Origin of the sequence: Halomonas sp. N3-2A, from assembly GCF_002216165.1 — a bacterium.
In the GTDB taxonomy this organism is placed as follows: Bacteria; Pseudomonadota; Gammaproteobacteria; order Pseudomonadales; family Halomonadaceae; genus Vreelandella.
The window spans coordinates 2,726,172-2,740,556 of record NZ_CP022286.1; the positions used below are offsets into that span (position 1 = coordinate 2,726,172).

The window sequence follows — 14,385 nt, forward strand, 5'->3', positions numbered from 1 at the left end:
CAGACCTCTGCGAGGGCGCTGTAAACCCATCCCTGGGCGCTACATTTGCCATCTGACCGCCATGGATGGCGGAAATGCCGTAAACGTATGGAACTGTTTTACGGCCATGGCAAATGACCCTCGCTACGGTCTACCACCGGCGCCCCGGCTCTCGCTCAGGTCAAAAGTCCTTGCAGATTCGCAGGGCGTCGTAGATGGCCGCATGGGTATTACGCGGTGCCGTGCAATCGCCCAGGCGGAAGAGTAAAAAGCCGTCCCCTTCTTCGCTCAGGCTGGGCTGAGGCTGGATGGCATAGAGCGCCTCCAGATCCACCTGCCCTTTGTTGCGAGACTGCTCTTTGAGGGCGTAATAAAGCGCCTCGTCAGGACGCACGCCGTTTTCGACGACCACCTGATCAACCACTCGCTCTTCCAAGGCACCGGTGTACTCATTTTCGAGCACTGCCACTAGGCCGTCGCCCTCGCGGTAGACCTTATGCAGCATCAAGTCAGAGGACATGATCACTTCTTTCTCGTACAGGCTTCGGTAGTAGGTGGGGAAGGTGGTACCGCCCACCGCCGCGCCGGGCTTGATATCGTCGGTGACGATTTCGACCTTGGCGCCCTTATCAGCTAGAAAATCTGCCGCTGAGACGCCGGAGAATTCGCAAATGGCGTCATAAATCAGCACGTTTTTTCCGGGTGCCACCTTGCCTGAGAGAATATCCCAGGTGCTGACCACCAGGCTCTCCTCAGCATTCTCCGAATAGCCCCACTCGGGGTGCTGGCTAAGGAAGGGTTGGCCACCGGTGGCGAGCACCACGATATCGGGGCGTAGATCCAGCAAGGTTGCCTCATCGGCACGAGCCCCTAATCGCAGGTCGACTTTCAGGCGTGCCAACTCCAGCTGGTACCAGCGAGTGATACCGGCGATTTGGTCGCGCTGCGGAGCTTGAGCAGCGATAGTGATCTGCCCACCCAGGGCGTCAGCCGCCTCAAACAGGGTGACATCATGACCGCGCTCAGCAGCAACGCGAGCTGCCTCCATACCGCCGGGGCCACCGCCAACCACCACAACTTTGCGCTTAACGCCCTCGGTCTTTTCAATGATATGCGGCAGACCCATGTATTCCCGCGAGGTGGCCGCGTTTTGAATACACAGTACATCCAGGCCCTGGTATTGGCGGTCGATGCAGTAGTTAGCCCCCACGCACTGCTTAATCTGGTCTATCTGCCCCATCTTGATCTTGGCAATCAGGTGAGGGTCAGCAATATGCGCCCGGGTCATGCCCACCAGATCCACGTAGCCCCCTTCGAGAATACGCTGGGCCTGATTGGGATCTTTAATATTCTGGGCGTGGATCACCGGCACATTCACCACTTCCTTGATCCCCGCCGCCAGATGTAGAAAAGGCTCCGGTGGATAAGACATATTGGGGATAACGTTGGCGAGCGTGTTGTGAGTGTCGCAGCCAGAGCCGATGACGCCGAAAAAGTCGACCATTTTAGTGGCATCGTAATAAGCGGCGATCTGCTTCATGTCTTCATGTGAGAGGCCATCTGGGTGGAATTCGTCACCACAAATGCGCATACCCACCACGAAGTCATCGCCCACTTCGGCGCGCACCGCTTTGAGCACTTCCATGCCGAAGCGCATGCGATTTTCAAAACTACCGCCCCACTGGTCCTCGCGCTTGTTGACCCGCGGGCTCCAGAACTGGTCGATCAGGTGCTGGTGAACGGCGGACAGCTCGACGCCGTCGAGGCCGCCTTCCTTGGCCCGGCGCGCGGCCTGGGCGAAGTCACCGATGATGCGCCAGATCTCCTCCTCTTCGATGGTCTTGCAGGTGGAGCGGTGGACCGGTTCGCGGATACCAGAGGGGGATACCAGAGTCGACCAATCGAAGCCGTCCCAGCGTGAGCGGCGTCCCATATGGGTAATCTGGATCATGATCTTGCCACCATGCTTGTGCACGGCGTCCGCCAGATTCTGAAAGTGTGGAATGATGCGGTCGGTAGAAAGGTTCACCGAACTCCACCAACCCTGGGGGCTATCAATAGACACCACTGATGAGCCACCGCAGATACACAGGCCACAGCCACCCTTAGATTTTTCTTCGTAATACCTGACGTAGCGCTCAGTCGTCATACCACCGTCAGTGGCATGCACCTCGGCATGGGCGGTACTGACCACACGGTTGCGGATGGTCAGCTTGCCGATCTCGATTGGCTCAAAGATTGCGTCAAATGCCATGGTTATCTCTCCTCGTACCCAGGGTTAGTGGGCAGCATCGGGCAGCGGTTTGACAGCGAAGACGCCGACATCACAGCCGGGTTCGGCAGCACTCTGCGTCTGCTCAGCAACGGTGCGCAGTGAACTACCCCGTGCAGCGAGAATTTGATTCATGGCCCCAGCAAACCAGCCAGTGAACATGTACTCGACCTTGCGCCCAACCTTACCCAGTTGGTAAACGAAGGCGCTATGTTCTAGCCGCACCTGAGCCGTGCCAGCGTCAAGATCAATCTGTTCGGTGATGAAGTGGCCCCAGCCACGCTGAGAGAGACGCAGCATGTAGTGCTCAAAAACGGCTTCACCTTCGAGGCCATGGCACTCGGCTTCTTTCTCACACCAGTGCCAGGCGCTCTTATAGCCAGCGTGATAGAGGATTTCAGCGTACTTTTCAGCACCTAGCGCCTCTTCGACAGCTACATGGTTGTTGATAAAAAAGTGCCGTGGTACATAGAGCATCGGCAGCGCATCAGTCGTCCAGACGCCGGTTTCACTATCGACTTCGATAGGCAGTGCGGGGGCCAGTTTGGTCACGGGTATCATCCTCTACATCATTATTCTTGGCTAAGGAGCAGGCTTATCCCATCGCTCCTAAATCTTATGGAGCAAGCGTTTAGGCGCCCCAGACATCCTTGAGGACGCGCACCCAGTTCTCACCCATGACCTTCCTTACCTGAGTTTCACTAAAGCCGCGCTTAAGGAGCGCCTCGGTGAGATTGGGGAACTCTCCGATGGTGCGAATGCCTTTGGGATTAATGATCTTGCCAAAGTCTGTCAAACGACGGGCGTAGCCCTTGTCGTGAGTCAGCCACTCGAAGAACTCTTGACCGTGCCCTTGGGTGAAATCAGTGCCAATGCCGATAGCATCTTCACCAACGATATTCATGACGTACTCGATCGCTTCGCAGTAGTCTTCGATGGTGGAGTCGATGCCCTTTTTGAGAAAAGGCGCGAACATGGTGACACCGACGAAACCGCCATGGTCAGCAATGAACTTAAGCTCTTGATCGGATTTGTTGCGCGGGTGCTCTTTGAGACCGGAGGGCAGGCAGTGGGAATAACAGACCGGCTTTTTGGATTCGAGAATCACCTCTTCAGAGGTCTTGGCACCGACATGAGAGAGATCGCACATAATGCCAACACGGTTCATCTCAGCGACAATCTCACGGCCAAAGCCAGACAGTCCGCCGTCACGCTCGTAGCAGCCGGTTCCCACTAGATTCTGGGTGTTGTAGCACATCTGCACGATGCCTACGCCCAGCTGCTTGAAGATCTCTACGTAGCCGATTTGATCCTCAAACGCATGCGCATTCTGGAAACCAAAGATGATCCCTGTCTTGCCCTCTTCTTTCGCACGCGTGATATCAGCGGTGGTGCGTACCGGGCGTACCAGGTCGCTACACTCGGCCATCAGTTGGTTCGACTTGACGATATTATCGACCGTGGCCTGAAACCCTTCCCACACCGAAACAGTGCAGTTAGCAGCTGTCAAACCACCGCGACGCATGTCCTCAAGCAGCTCACGATTCCATTTGGCGATAATCAAGCCATCGATGACGATAGCGTCATCGTGCAGTTCTGAGGGTGTCATAGCTAAGCTCCAACATTGATTTATGTAGCGAGCATAGCGCTGACGTTGGGTTGGGCTGCTCTTGGAAACGACGACGGAAATTCCAAAAACGTCATTGTGTCGTGAACACGACAGCTACTTGAGATCTTTTGATAGTTGCAGCAGCGTGGCATCGATATAAAAAAACGTGCTACCCGACGCTGGGTAGCACGTTCTCATCATTGGCTGCGCAGGAGATATCAGTCCAACAGCGTCACGCTGGCAAAGGTAGGCTCTCCCTGAGCACACGCCAGCGCCTGCTGAGCGCTTGAGAAAGGCTCATTGGTATTGGGTTCGCCTCCCCAGCGTTTGATCAGCGGTGGCGACTTGGCGTGATTATTGCCTTGCCGATCGTGCACCCCGAGACGCTCATTTCTTGGCGGTACGCCAAAGTATTCACGGTAACACTTAGAAAAATGGGGCGTAGAAACGAAGCCACAAACGGAAGCAATCTCGATGATCGATAAAGGCGTTTGCTTGAGCAGCTGTCTAGCGCGCACTAAGCGCAGCTTGAGATAATAACGCGATGGCGAGCAGAGCAGATAGCGTTGGAACAGACGCTCTAACTGACGACGCGAAACATTAACATAACGAGCGAGCTCATCGAGTTCGATCGGTTCCTCAAGGTTGGATTCCATCAATGCGACGATCTCCAACAGCTTAGGCTGTGTAGTACCCAGCACATGTTTAAGCGGCACGCGCTGCTGATCCTGCTCGTTACGCACACGCTCATAGATAAACATCTCGGAGATACCTGCCGACAGCTCACGTCCATGATCATGAGCAATCAGGTTCAGCATCATATCGAGCGGCGCTGTGCCGCCAGACGCCGTGAATCGATCCCGGTCAATCGAAAACAGAAAGGTCGTCAGAATGACATTAGGGAAAGCTTCCTGCATGGAAGCCAGGCACTCCCAATGGATGCTGGTCTCATAGTGATCAAGCAGCCCTGCCTGACCCAGCGCCCAACTCCCCGTACATACCGAGCCTAAACGTCTTAGTTGACGCGACTGCGACTGAAGCCAACGCACATGCTCACGAGTAACACTATGCTGAGGCCCCACTCCTCCGCACACAACGACCCACTCTAGCGACAAGGGGGTGTGCATAGAGGCGTCAGGCGTTACCTGCAACCCATCACTGGCACGTACCGGCAAGCCATCTTGGGTCAGGGTATACCAGCGGTATAGTTCACGGCCGGCCAATTGATTGGCCATCCGCAAAGGATCAATGGCTGAAGCCAGGGAAATTAGCGTGAAATTATCTAACAGGAGAAAACCAAGGGTTTGCGGCTCGCCCGCACGATGGAAATTTGCTGTCAGGTCTTTTGCTTTGTCTGATGTCATCGATTTACCCTCCGTCACCTTTAGATCATCAGTTTTTCTTTTTATTAGTATAGGTGGCGCTGGCGCTTCTTAGTTTCCCATTACTGCAGTGAACACTCACTCGTGCCGGGGTGGCATTACTCTTAAGTCGCATTTTGGCACGAATACGCCGAATAGCGACAAAACCATCTTGCAAACTAAGCGACACGTCGCAAACGCAACAGTCGAGGTCGTTATCGACACGCCTGACAAGTGACCCAGATTTCGATTCATGAGGAGCACTTTTTGTGATGGGTACTTTATTTACCACTGTTTCCTTGAATCCTTACCCGGTTGCCTGCATATCATGACGTAATCCATTTCAAGCGATGCAGAGCTTAGCCATGTCCATTATTGACCCCCGTACCGGCAATCCGTTGACCACGGAACCCGCTAGTATCGACAACGAAGAAGCGAGCACAGTTCGCCCTTCCGTAACAGCTGAAGAAGTTATTATTGAGCTTAATGCTGGCAATATTCAGCAAGTGCTCGAAGCATCGATGCAGGTGCCAGTGCTACTGGGCTGCTACTCACCTTCAAACGCCAGTGGCAATGCTCTGCTATCGGTGTTGGAAAAGTTAGTTGTCGAATACGCGGGTGCTTTCCTGCTTGGCAAGCTGGATATTGAAGCCAATCCGGAAATCGCTAGCCAGTTAGGCGTGCGCTCAGCCCCCGATGTTAAGCTCGTTAGCCAAGGCGGCTTGGTCGATAGCTTCCAAGGCGTATTACCTGAAAAGGAAGTGCGCGAGTGGCTAAACCGCTACTTCCCAGCCCCAGGTGATGCACCGCCTAGTCCAGAAGATCAAGCCGAAGAGGCATTAGCAGCGGGCGATGCAGCAGGCGCGCGCGAAATCTATCAAACCTTGATTAGCCAGTATCCAGAGCATTACGCCTACCAGATCGGCCTTGCAAGGGCACTCGTGGCTGAAAAGCGCGGAGATGATGCCCGCAGCGTGCTCGACAGCTTGCCCCCCGAAGAGCGTGATGCGGCACCTGCCCGCGGTGTGCGAGCCAGCATCGAATTTAGCGAGCAGGCCCTTTCTGTAGAAGAAGTCGCCGCGCTGGGTGATCGCAACGACAGTGAAGCGCGGTACCAGCGTGCACTGCGCCATGTTGCCGATGGCCAATACGAAACAGGCCTTGAGGGGTTGCTTGGTTTGATGAAGGATGACCGCGCCTATAACGACGACGCGGCCCGTAAAACCTTATTGCAAGTATTCGACGCTCTGGGTGCCGACCATCCGCTAACCGTTACCTATCGGCGCAAGCTATTTGCCCTGCTGTATTAATTAGTTACAAGCCAGCGCTGATCAGGCTTTCAGCAGCTTATCCATTCTTGCTAATGCCGCTTCCAGTTGCGAAGCGGTAGTACCAAAATTAAGCCGCACGAACCCAGGGCAGCCAAACGCAGCCCCATCAGAAAGTGCCACGCCCGCCCGTTCCAGTAATGCTTTGGCGGGCGAATCGCCTAGTCCCGCCTCGCGCATATCCAGCCACGCAAGGTAAGTAGATTCCGGCTCGCTCATGGCCACTCCCGGCCATAACGCTACCCGTGCCTGCAGCGTAGCGCGGTGATCACGCAGTACCGCTAACAGCGCTTGACGCCAGGGCTCACCTTCGCGATAAGCCGCTTCAGCAGCAACCAGCCCCAGTACATTGCCATCCGGCAAAAAGCCTTTTGTGGCCTCAGCAAAGCGCTTACGCAGCGTAGCATCAGGAATAACGGCACAGGCACTGGTCAGCCCCGCAAGGTTGAACGTTTTTGACGGCGCCCACAGCGTGATCGTTCGTTTAGCCAGTTCCGGGAACATGGCAGCCAGGGGGCGATGTTGGGCTCCCTCGTTTAGCAGCAAATCGCAGTGCAACTCATCAGAGACCACCCATAAATCATGCCGCTCAACGACCGCGGCCAACTTGGTAAGCTCTTGGTCACTCCATACACGCCCTGTTGGATTATGCGGGTGGCACCACAGCAGCAGACGGGTTTGCGGCGTTATCGCGGCTTCTAACGCGTCAATATCCAATTGCCAAGGCTCGCCAGGGGACGCCGGCTCAGCTAACATCGCTTGCTGGGCCAGCCGTCCTGTGCGCTCTGCAACGGCCAGAAAAGGTGGATAAATCGGGGCAATCGTGAGAACCCCTTCACCGGGCTTGGTGAGCGCCATCGCCGCAAAGTGCAACGCGGGCACAACCCCAGGCAACCACTGTTGCCAATCGGGCTGAATAGGCCAATCGTAATGGTGGGCGCTCCACTGGCAGAGGGTTTCGGTTAACGTATCGGGCACTTCACCATAGCCATAAACACCGTGCTCCACCCGAGCACGTAGCGCCTCAATCACGGCGGGCGGTGAGCAAAAATCCATATCTGCCACCCACAACGGCAGTACGTTTGCAGCATAGCGATGCCATTTTTGCGAGGCATAATCCCCTTTTGGAGAGCGTCGCTCGACGGGCGTGGCAAAATCAAACGCCATAATTAATCTCACTTATGTTCTTGGGAGTAACTATTGAGCATGCCGCAAGATGACTTTTATACCAAGATGCGCGCGGGACTATCGGCGTTGTTGCGGCAATGGCGTTCACTTGGCCAAGCCGATACTGACCAACTGGCACTCATTTTGGCTGAAACGGCACGGGTCGCCAAACTAGGCACCCCCGACGAGACGCCAAGCGGTGCCACACTTGAGCAGTGGAGCCGCGAAGAGCATGGCGAGATACCGCTCTGGGCACCTCGCACCGCGGTATTTTTGCTCAACCAAATGCCTGCCCGCCCCACCCCACAAAGTGATGCGGAGGCCTGCGCCTGGGCTTACTGCTGGCTGCGCAACCGATCATTTGATTCGCTGCACGCTGCCCATGATGCATTGCCCTCCCACTTAAAAGTGCCGCTCGAAAATGCCTTAGAGGCTGCTTGGCGCGACCAACAAGGCCTACGTCTGGTGTAGCTAGCGAAAATTTCCACTGACGATGTGTGTCACTAACCGCGCTTGCGCACCCGCGACTTTGTGATTTGATAACAGCAAGGAAAACACCGCATGATAGAGGTTCCTCTCACTTGGCAACTGGCAAAACTAGGCCTCTCGATTAGCATGGTGCTCGGGCTTGGTGCCATCGCGGTGCGTGCCAGTCCTCGTATAGCAGGGCTACTGGCGGGTTACCCATTAGGAACCGCGTTAGCGCTGTTTTTTATTGGTTTAGAAATTTCCCCGCTGTTTGCAACTCAAAGCGCGGTACATACACTGGCAGGTTTCACTGCAACAATGGCGTTAGTCGCAGGCTATTTAGTGGCAGGTCGCCAACCAGGATTCAAAGGCATTGCTGGCGGCTTAGCAGGCGGTTTTATTGCGTGGCTCGCGGTTAGCACCGTGCTTGCCCAGTTCAATTTTACGCGGCTTAGCGGCACGCTACTAACACTCTGTGCTATCGCTGTGTTTAGCCTGTTATTCCGCAGTATTCCTGATGTAAAAAGTCCCGCCAGTCGCGCCTTTTCGCTTCCCGCACTTGCCGCGCGAGCATGCTTGGCCACCGCCATCGTTTTTGTGATTACCTGGCTCGCGCATTGGCTGCCACCCGCTTGGGCGGGCACACTAGCGGCGTTTCCAGTCACCATGCTGCCTTTTCTGCTCATTCTGCATCTAAACTATGGGTTCGCGCCAGCGGCAACCGTGATCAAACACTACCCTATGGGGCTTGGCTCGTTGCTGAGTTATACGCTATGCGTTTCTTTGACTTACAGCACGTTAGGTCTTTTCTGGGGAACATTAGCGGGGTTCGCAACTGCCACACTGTGGCTACTTGGCTGGATGCAGTTCTCTGCCTGGTATCAACGTCGCGCCACTTGACCAAGCGCTCGCTAGGGGTAATTCTGGTTAACCTGAATTGCTAATAAACAATAAGGATGACCTGATGTTCACCCGTATGATTGAGCCAGCTTTTTACGACACCGATGCGCTAGGCCATATTAACAATACCCGCCTGCCAGCTTGGTTTGAGTTGGCACGTAACGACTTATTCAAACTATTTACGCCAGACCTCAACCCTAAACAGTGGCGTTTGATTATGGCGCGGATGGAAGTCGATTACCGTGCTGAACTGTTCTACGGCCACGACATCGAATTACGTACCTATTTGACACGTTTAGGTACCAGCTCGTTTACAGTGACTCAGGAGGCGCGCCAACATGGCACGCTGACTAATGTGGGGCATACCATACTGGTGCAATACGACCATCAAGAAAAGCGTGCGGTACCTATTGAAGGTGATTTGCGTGATGCGCTATCCGCACACTTACACAGCGCGCCAACGCCGGCTTAATTCACTCCCCTCCGTTCGGCGGGGCGCTGGGAGATCCCCATGGCAATCCGTTATAATCTTTGGATCGATCCGGATAATACGGCGCAGCACCGCGCCGTTGAAGCCGACCTTGAGCGCTATTTTATGGAGCGCTTTGCAGACTACCCGCATATCCGCTTGTTCGGCGCAGATCCTTACGATTATGATGCCCCGTTCAATCGGCTTTACGATGTGTTAATGGCGCGGGCCGCAGAGTACTGCGAGCGGACATGGTGCTATGTGGCGTCTCCCGAGCAGTTGAACCGCTGCTTCTTCCGTGCTGTTGGCCGCTCAAATAAGTTTATTCAAGATGACCGACAGTGAGATACCAACGTAATGGTAATTCGTACCGACCAAGTTCCCAATGAGCGCCAGCTAGCTATTATCACTCAACAGCTCGGGCGTGCTCCCCGCGGTATTGAAGCCGTTGCGGCTACCGATGCCCACGGCACTCCGCTGGTGCTGCGTATGGCGCCGATTGTCGATGGCAAACCGTTTCCCACCCTTTACTGGCTATGCTCCGATCTGCTCAAAATTGAGATCTCACGGATTGAAGCCGTGGGTGTCATTAAGTCGCTGGAACAACGCCTTCAGGAAGAACCTGAATTTCTAGATGCTTACCAACAAAGTCATCACGATTACGTTAAAGCACGCTGGGCGTATATGAGTGATGCCCAACGCGATGAAGTCGCTAAGCTTGGCTATAGCGATGTTCTCACCGAACGCGGCGTGGGCGGCATTAGCAACTGGCAACAGGTACGCTGCCTGCACACTCAGTATGCCCACCATTTATGTGGTAATAACGTGATCGGGCAATGGATGGATGAACACTATAACGTTCAGAGCTGCCTAAGCTAACGGCACATTCATGGCTTGATAACTCACCGCTCATTTATAAGCAGCTGATCTGTCATAAGGACGCTTACCATGGCACGAATTTGTGTATATCTCGGCTCGCGTGAAGGGAACACACCCGCTTTTCGCCAAGCCGCCAACACGCTTGGCACCGCCATTGCCGACCGCGGGCACACGCTTGTTTATGGCGGTGCACGTATTGGTTTAATGGGGGCACTCGCCAATGCGACGCTGGATGCAGGCGGCAAAGTGATTGGCGTGATGCCAGATCACCTTGTTGAGCGCGAGCAGGCACACTTTGGCTTGACTGAGCTTATACGCGTGCCAAATATGCACGAACGCAAAGCCACCATGGCCGCCAATGCTGACGCCTTTATTGCCCTGCCTGGCGGCATAGGCACCTTTGAAGAGCTGTTTGAAATCTGGACCTGGGGCTATTTAGGGCTTCACGAAAAACCCATGGGTCTACTCGACACCGATGGCTTTTATGCTCCACTGCTTACCTTTTTGGATAGTACCGTCAGCCACGGTTTTTTGGCCCAAACAACACGCGATATGTTGATGGATGCGCCCACGCCCAACCAACTACTGGCTGCATTAGAAACACAGCTTGATTCAGCGTAAACCGGCTGTATTAAAGAGATATAGTAAAGGCAAGCACTTAAGGGCAGCGTTTAAATCCCGTACTTAAGACCCGTCTAAGAACGCTACCTGCATCAGCGCTTATTGCCTTCAGTTAGCATAAAGGTACGCTGATAAGTGAGCTGTAACAGACGAGCATCTTCGCCCGCGCGATGACGGTGTATACCACGTTCAGCGATGACAGCTTCCTTTGTGTTACTCCACAATGCTTGCTGCTCTTCGCTGAGCAAAATCCGTAATGCTTCTAAACGAAAGCGCGGCAGCATTCCCGCATGGTGAAACAGCAGCGACAACCAGGTGTTATCGTATCCCCAACTATCACTATAGGCTTTGCCTATCTCACGCAGTTCGTCGTTTAACCACTGTGCCACTTGGCGCACAGGGTGGCCTTCTCGCTGTAAGCGAGCTCGGGAAATTCCGTGCAAAAGTTCAGCTTTGGAGTCCCAATGCGTCCACTCTTCCAACGGCTGAATGAGAAACGCGCAGCAGCTACCGTCGGCACGAGCAATGCCAACTTCAATAGGATAGCTGCCGCGCCCAAATCCTGACGCTTCAATATCTAGCACTGTCGGTAGCGTCTCGGACACTGATTTCCTCATTCACTGATCTCAGCGGCCAAACCACTGACTTATCTTCTAGGCTGCCGCCATTTCCGTCGCTGACTGACGATCAGCCAAGCGTTGCCAATAGGCCGCTTGCTCGCCGTCTACTGCCAAGCCTAGCTCACCTAACCGATAAGCGCGCGCTAGTCGCTCTGCGGCTAAATAATGGCCTGACTGGGCAGCTCGGGCATACCACGTCACCGCGTAATCCTCGCGCCGCGGATACTGAACACAGCCATGCTCATGAATTTGCGCTGCTTGATACTGTGATCTTATATCGCCAGCCTGAGCCGCCTCTAATACATAACGCGCGCCACGCGCCTTATCCTGCGGTGACAGGCTGCGATGAAACAGCATGTGACCGTAGATCGACTGTGCGTCCGGATGCCCCGCTTCTGCACAGCGTTTAAACAAGCGCATCGTCAAACGTTGGGTGCGCGGCGAACGCGGCAATAACCAGCGAGTATGAAACAGCTGTTCGGCTAGGCGAAACTCTAACCGGGTAAACAAAGTTGATGCCTGCGGCATGGCAAACCACCCTGCCTATCTGTTGAGATCTTCGGCTAGCCATCGTTCCTGCGATTTGACCGCTAACCATACGATTAACCAGCGCTAGGCTGGTCGATGGGCTGGCAAGCATACGCTTGCCTTTGCGCTTACTCAACCCTATTGATTTGCTGCTTTTGTAGCGCCTCGCTAACATGCCTCTCACGCGCCGTTATTAGCGGCGTTTATCACCGAATATCCTGAGGCAATTTCGCTTCATTGAGGAGACGATAATGCAAACGCGCCCACTGGGTAGAACCGGGATGGAGGTCAGCCGACTTTGTTTAGGCACCATGACCTTCGGCGAACAAAATAGTGAAGCAGAAGCCCACGAGCGGCTTGATCGCGCAGTCGCTTTTGGCATCAACTTTATTGACACCGCTGAAATGTATCCGGTTCCACCAAAGGCTGAAACGCAAGGGCTTACAGAGTCTTATATTGGCAGTTGGCTGAAAGCCCGTAGTGCCAGAGATGATGTCATTATTGCCACCAAAGCCGCAGGCCCTGGCTTAGACCATATTCGTGGTGGTCCAAGAATGACTCGCGACCATCTACACCAGGCTGTTGAAACCAGCCTTGCACGGCTCAACACTGACTATATCGATCTCTATCAATTGCACTGGCCAGATCGCAAAACCAACTTTTTTGGCCAACTGGGTTATGCCCATGAAGAGCAAGAAGACGCAACGCCGCTAGAAGAAACACTGTCAGCACTAAAAGAACTTGTTGATGCCGGAAAAGTACGCGCCATAGGCCTTTCTAATGAAACGCCGTGGGGAGTTATGCGCATGCTGCAGTTATCTGAGCAGTTGGGGCTGCCACGGGTAGCGTCTATTCAAAATCCCTATAACTTGCTTAACCGTTCGTTTGAAGTCGGTCTCGCTGAGATAGCTCACCGTGAAGACGTGGGCTTACTCGCTTACTCGCCGCTGGGCTTTGGTGTGCTGTCGGGTAAGTACCTTGATGGTGCACAGCCGCCGAAAGGGCGCTTGACGCTCTATGAGCGGTTTAAACGCTATACCTCGCCAGAAGCAGAAGCGGCAACACAGGCGTACGTTCAACTGGCCAGGGAGCATGACTTGGATCCTGCCCAAATGGCGCTGGCATTTGTGAACTCTCGCCGTTTCCTGACCAGCAATATTATTGGCGCCACCACGATGGATCAGCTTGAAAGCAACCTCGACAGCGAGAGCCTTAAGCTGGATGAAGAAGTGCTCACCGCGATCGACGACATCCATCGTCGGATGCCTAACCCCTGCCCCTAATCACGTTTTCACGTTTTCACTATCAAACCGATAGCCTCGGCCATTGCTGAGGCTTGGTATAATCGCATCAGTTACTTCTTCCTCTTTTCTGTCACGGCATAAGGAGCACGCCATGCTGAGCGTTATTTCCCCCGCCAAAACGCTAGACTTTGAAACACCCTCAACAACCGATAAAGTCACTCAGCCCAACTTTCTCGACCATAGCAAACCATTAATTGAGATTCTGCGCGATTATTCACCACAACAACTCAGCGATCTAATGGGCATCAGCGATAAATTGGCGGGCCTTAACGCTGCCCGCTTCGCTGACTGGCAACCACCGTTCACCTTGGATAATGCCAAGCCAGCGGTTCAGGCTTTCCAAGGAGATGTCTACACAGGGTTGGAAGCCAACACCTTTAGCGATGACGACAACCTGTTTGCCCAGCAACATCTACGTATTCTATCGGGGCTATACGGCTTGCTGCGTCCGCTGGACCTGATCCAGGCCTACCGGCTGGAGATGGGCACTAAACTACCCAATGACGCTGGCAAGGACCTTTACGCCTATTGGAAACCAACGTTAACGCAAGCACTTAATAGCGCCATTGAAGAAAGTGGCTCAAACGTACTGGTCAACCTTGCATCTAACGAATACTTCAAGGCGATCGATACGAAGAAGCTAGGCGCTCGGGTCATCACCCCCGTTTTCAAAGACGAGAAAAACGGCTCTTTCAAAATCATTAGTTTTTATGCAAAAAAAGCCCGCGGCTTGATGAGCGCATGGATTATCCAGCAACAAATCAACGATCCCGAGCAACTCACTGCTTTTGACGTGGCTGGGTATCGGTTTGATCCTGCGGCCTCTCAAGGAGACACGTTAGTGTTCACCCGTAACGAAAATGCTCGTCCATGAACGCGC

Annotated in this window: 16 protein-coding genes; 9 read left to right on the forward strand and 7 right to left on the reverse strand. The window is 54.1% G+C overall.

Annotation, left to right across the window (positions count from 1 at the left end):
* Positions 1-160 precede the first annotated feature (160 nt).
* The 4 genes from dgcA to gbdR all read right to left on the reverse strand — a co-directional run bounded on the left by dgcA (position 161) and on the right by gbdR (position 5,224).
* On the reverse strand, positions 161-2,233 hold the full coding sequence (gene dgcA, locus CEK60_RS12745) for a dimethylglycine demethylation protein DgcA (protein ID WP_089039340.1): 2,073 nt from the start codon (positions 2,231-2,233) through the stop codon (positions 161-163).
* A gap of 24 nt (positions 2,234-2,257) precedes the next feature.
* The gene (locus CEK60_RS12750) at positions 2,258-2,803 is read right to left on the reverse strand and encodes a 4-vinyl reductase (protein ID WP_089040921.1); all 546 of its coding nucleotides are present in this window, start codon (positions 2,801-2,803) and stop codon (positions 2,258-2,260) included.
* Positions 2,804-2,882: 79 nt separating this feature from the next.
* Complete coding sequence (locus tag CEK60_RS12755; protein WP_089039341.1) at positions 2,883-3,860, reverse strand: dipeptidase; 978 nt, start codon at positions 3,858-3,860, stop codon at positions 2,883-2,885.
* A 218-nt stretch (positions 3,861-4,078) separates the two neighbouring features.
* Positions 4,079-5,224, reverse strand: a complete 1,146-nt coding sequence (gene gbdR / locus CEK60_RS12760) for a choline metabolism transcriptional regulator GbdR (RefSeq protein WP_089039342.1) — start codon at positions 5,222-5,224, stop codon at positions 4,079-4,081.
* A 362-nt stretch (positions 5,225-5,586) separates the two neighbouring features.
* Here gbdR and CEK60_RS12765 point away from each other — a divergent pair, with 362 nt between their 5' ends.
* Positions 5,587-6,531, forward strand: coding sequence for a co-chaperone YbbN (locus tag CEK60_RS12765; protein ID WP_089039343.1), 945 nt, complete (start codon positions 5,587-5,589; stop codon positions 6,529-6,531).
* A gap of 21 nt (positions 6,532-6,552) precedes the next feature.
* Here the strand turns inward: CEK60_RS12765 and CEK60_RS12770 are convergent, their stop codons facing one another.
* Positions 6,553-7,716: a MalY/PatB family protein gene (locus CEK60_RS12770; RefSeq protein WP_089039344.1), complete on the reverse strand. Its 1,164-nt coding sequence runs from the start codon at positions 7,714-7,716 to the stop codon at positions 6,553-6,555.
* Between the two features lie 39 nt (positions 7,717-7,755).
* On the opposite strand from CEK60_RS12770, the gene CEK60_RS12775 reads away from it, so the two are divergent.
* The 6 genes from CEK60_RS12775 to CEK60_RS12800 all read left to right on the forward strand — a co-directional run bounded on the left by CEK60_RS12775 (position 7,756) and on the right by CEK60_RS12800 (position 11,053).
* Positions 7,756-8,187 (forward strand): hypothetical protein, encoded by a 432-nt coding sequence (locus CEK60_RS12775; protein ID WP_089039345.1) that lies wholly within the window; start codon positions 7,756-7,758, stop codon positions 8,185-8,187.
* A gap of 90 nt (positions 8,188-8,277) precedes the next feature.
* Positions 8,278-9,084, forward strand: coding sequence for a hypothetical protein (locus CEK60_RS12780; protein WP_089039346.1), 807 nt, complete (start codon positions 8,278-8,280; stop codon positions 9,082-9,084).
* Positions 9,085-9,148: 64 nt separating this feature from the next.
* The gene (locus CEK60_RS12785) at positions 9,149-9,556 is read left to right on the forward strand and encodes an acyl-CoA thioesterase (protein ID WP_038480812.1); all 408 of its coding nucleotides are present in this window, start codon (positions 9,149-9,151) and stop codon (positions 9,554-9,556) included.
* Between the two features lie 39 nt (positions 9,557-9,595).
* Positions 9,596-9,898, forward strand: a complete 303-nt coding sequence (locus CEK60_RS12790) for a hypothetical protein (RefSeq protein WP_089039347.1) — start codon at positions 9,596-9,598, stop codon at positions 9,896-9,898.
* Between the two features lie 12 nt (positions 9,899-9,910).
* On the forward strand, positions 9,911-10,432 hold the full coding sequence (locus CEK60_RS12795; protein ID WP_089039348.1) for a DUF501 domain-containing protein: 522 nt from the start codon (positions 9,911-9,913) through the stop codon (positions 10,430-10,432).
* A gap of 69 nt (positions 10,433-10,501) precedes the next feature.
* Positions 10,502-11,053, forward strand: a complete 552-nt coding sequence (locus CEK60_RS12800; protein ID WP_038480803.1) for an LOG family protein — start codon at positions 10,502-10,504, stop codon at positions 11,051-11,053.
* A 92-nt stretch (positions 11,054-11,145) separates the two neighbouring features.
* Here the strand turns inward: CEK60_RS12800 and CEK60_RS12805 are convergent, their stop codons facing one another.
* Together CEK60_RS12805 and CEK60_RS12810 are read right to left on the reverse strand one after the other, a co-directional pair.
* Positions 11,146-11,658: a hypothetical protein gene (locus CEK60_RS12805; protein WP_089039349.1), complete on the reverse strand. Its 513-nt coding sequence runs from the start codon at positions 11,656-11,658 to the stop codon at positions 11,146-11,148.
* Positions 11,659-11,706: 48 nt separating this feature from the next.
* Entirely contained in the window at positions 11,707-12,201 is a 495-nt protein-coding gene (locus CEK60_RS12810; RefSeq protein WP_089039350.1) for a tetratricopeptide repeat protein, read from the reverse strand.
* Positions 12,202-12,452: 251 nt separating this feature from the next.
* On the opposite strand from CEK60_RS12810, the gene CEK60_RS12815 reads away from it, so the two are divergent.
* Positions 12,453-13,484 (forward strand): NADP(H)-dependent aldo-keto reductase, encoded by a 1,032-nt coding sequence (locus CEK60_RS12815; RefSeq protein ID WP_089039351.1) that lies wholly within the window; start codon positions 12,453-12,455, stop codon positions 13,482-13,484.
* Positions 13,485-13,596: 112 nt separating this feature from the next.
* Complete coding sequence (yaaA, locus tag CEK60_RS12820) at positions 13,597-14,379, forward strand: peroxide stress protein YaaA (RefSeq protein WP_089039352.1); 783 nt, start codon at positions 13,597-13,599, stop codon at positions 14,377-14,379.
* The last annotated feature ends 6 nt before the right edge of the window (positions 14,380-14,385 follow it).

Coding starts and splice junctions, on each gene's coding strand:
- dgcA (WP_089039340.1), bottom strand. CDS start 2,233: ATGGCATTTGACGCAATCTTTGAGCCAATCGAGATCGGCAAGCTGACC.
- CEK60_RS12755 (WP_089039341.1), bottom strand. CDS start 3,860: ATGACACCCTCAGAACTGCACGATGACGCTATCGTCATCGATGGCTTG.
- gbdR (WP_089039342.1), bottom strand. CDS start 5,224: ATGACATCAGACAAAGCAAAAGACCTGACAGCAAATTTCCATCGTGCG.
- CEK60_RS12765 (WP_089039343.1), top strand. CDS start 5,587: ATGTCCATTATTGACCCCCGTACCGGCAATCCGTTGACCACGGAACCC.
- CEK60_RS12770 (WP_089039344.1), bottom strand. CDS start 7,716: ATGGCGTTTGATTTTGCCACGCCCGTCGAGCGACGCTCTCCAAAAGGG.
- CEK60_RS12775 (WP_089039345.1), top strand. CDS start 7,756: ATGCCGCAAGATGACTTTTATACCAAGATGCGCGCGGGACTATCGGCG.
- CEK60_RS12780 (WP_089039346.1), top strand. CDS start 8,278: ATGATAGAGGTTCCTCTCACTTGGCAACTGGCAAAACTAGGCCTCTCG.
- CEK60_RS12785 (WP_038480812.1), top strand. CDS start 9,149: ATGTTCACCCGTATGATTGAGCCAGCTTTTTACGACACCGATGCGCTA.
- CEK60_RS12790 (WP_089039347.1), top strand. CDS start 9,596: ATGGCAATCCGTTATAATCTTTGGATCGATCCGGATAATACGGCGCAG.
- CEK60_RS12795 (WP_089039348.1), top strand. CDS start 9,911: ATGGTAATTCGTACCGACCAAGTTCCCAATGAGCGCCAGCTAGCTATT.
- CEK60_RS12800 (WP_038480803.1), top strand. CDS start 10,502: ATGGCACGAATTTGTGTATATCTCGGCTCGCGTGAAGGGAACACACCC.
- CEK60_RS12810 (WP_089039350.1), bottom strand. CDS start 12,201: ATGCCGCAGGCATCAACTTTGTTTACCCGGTTAGAGTTTCGCCTAGCC.
- CEK60_RS12815 (WP_089039351.1), top strand. CDS start 12,453: ATGCAAACGCGCCCACTGGGTAGAACCGGGATGGAGGTCAGCCGACTT.
- yaaA (WP_089039352.1), top strand. CDS start 13,597: ATGCTGAGCGTTATTTCCCCCGCCAAAACGCTAGACTTTGAAACACCC.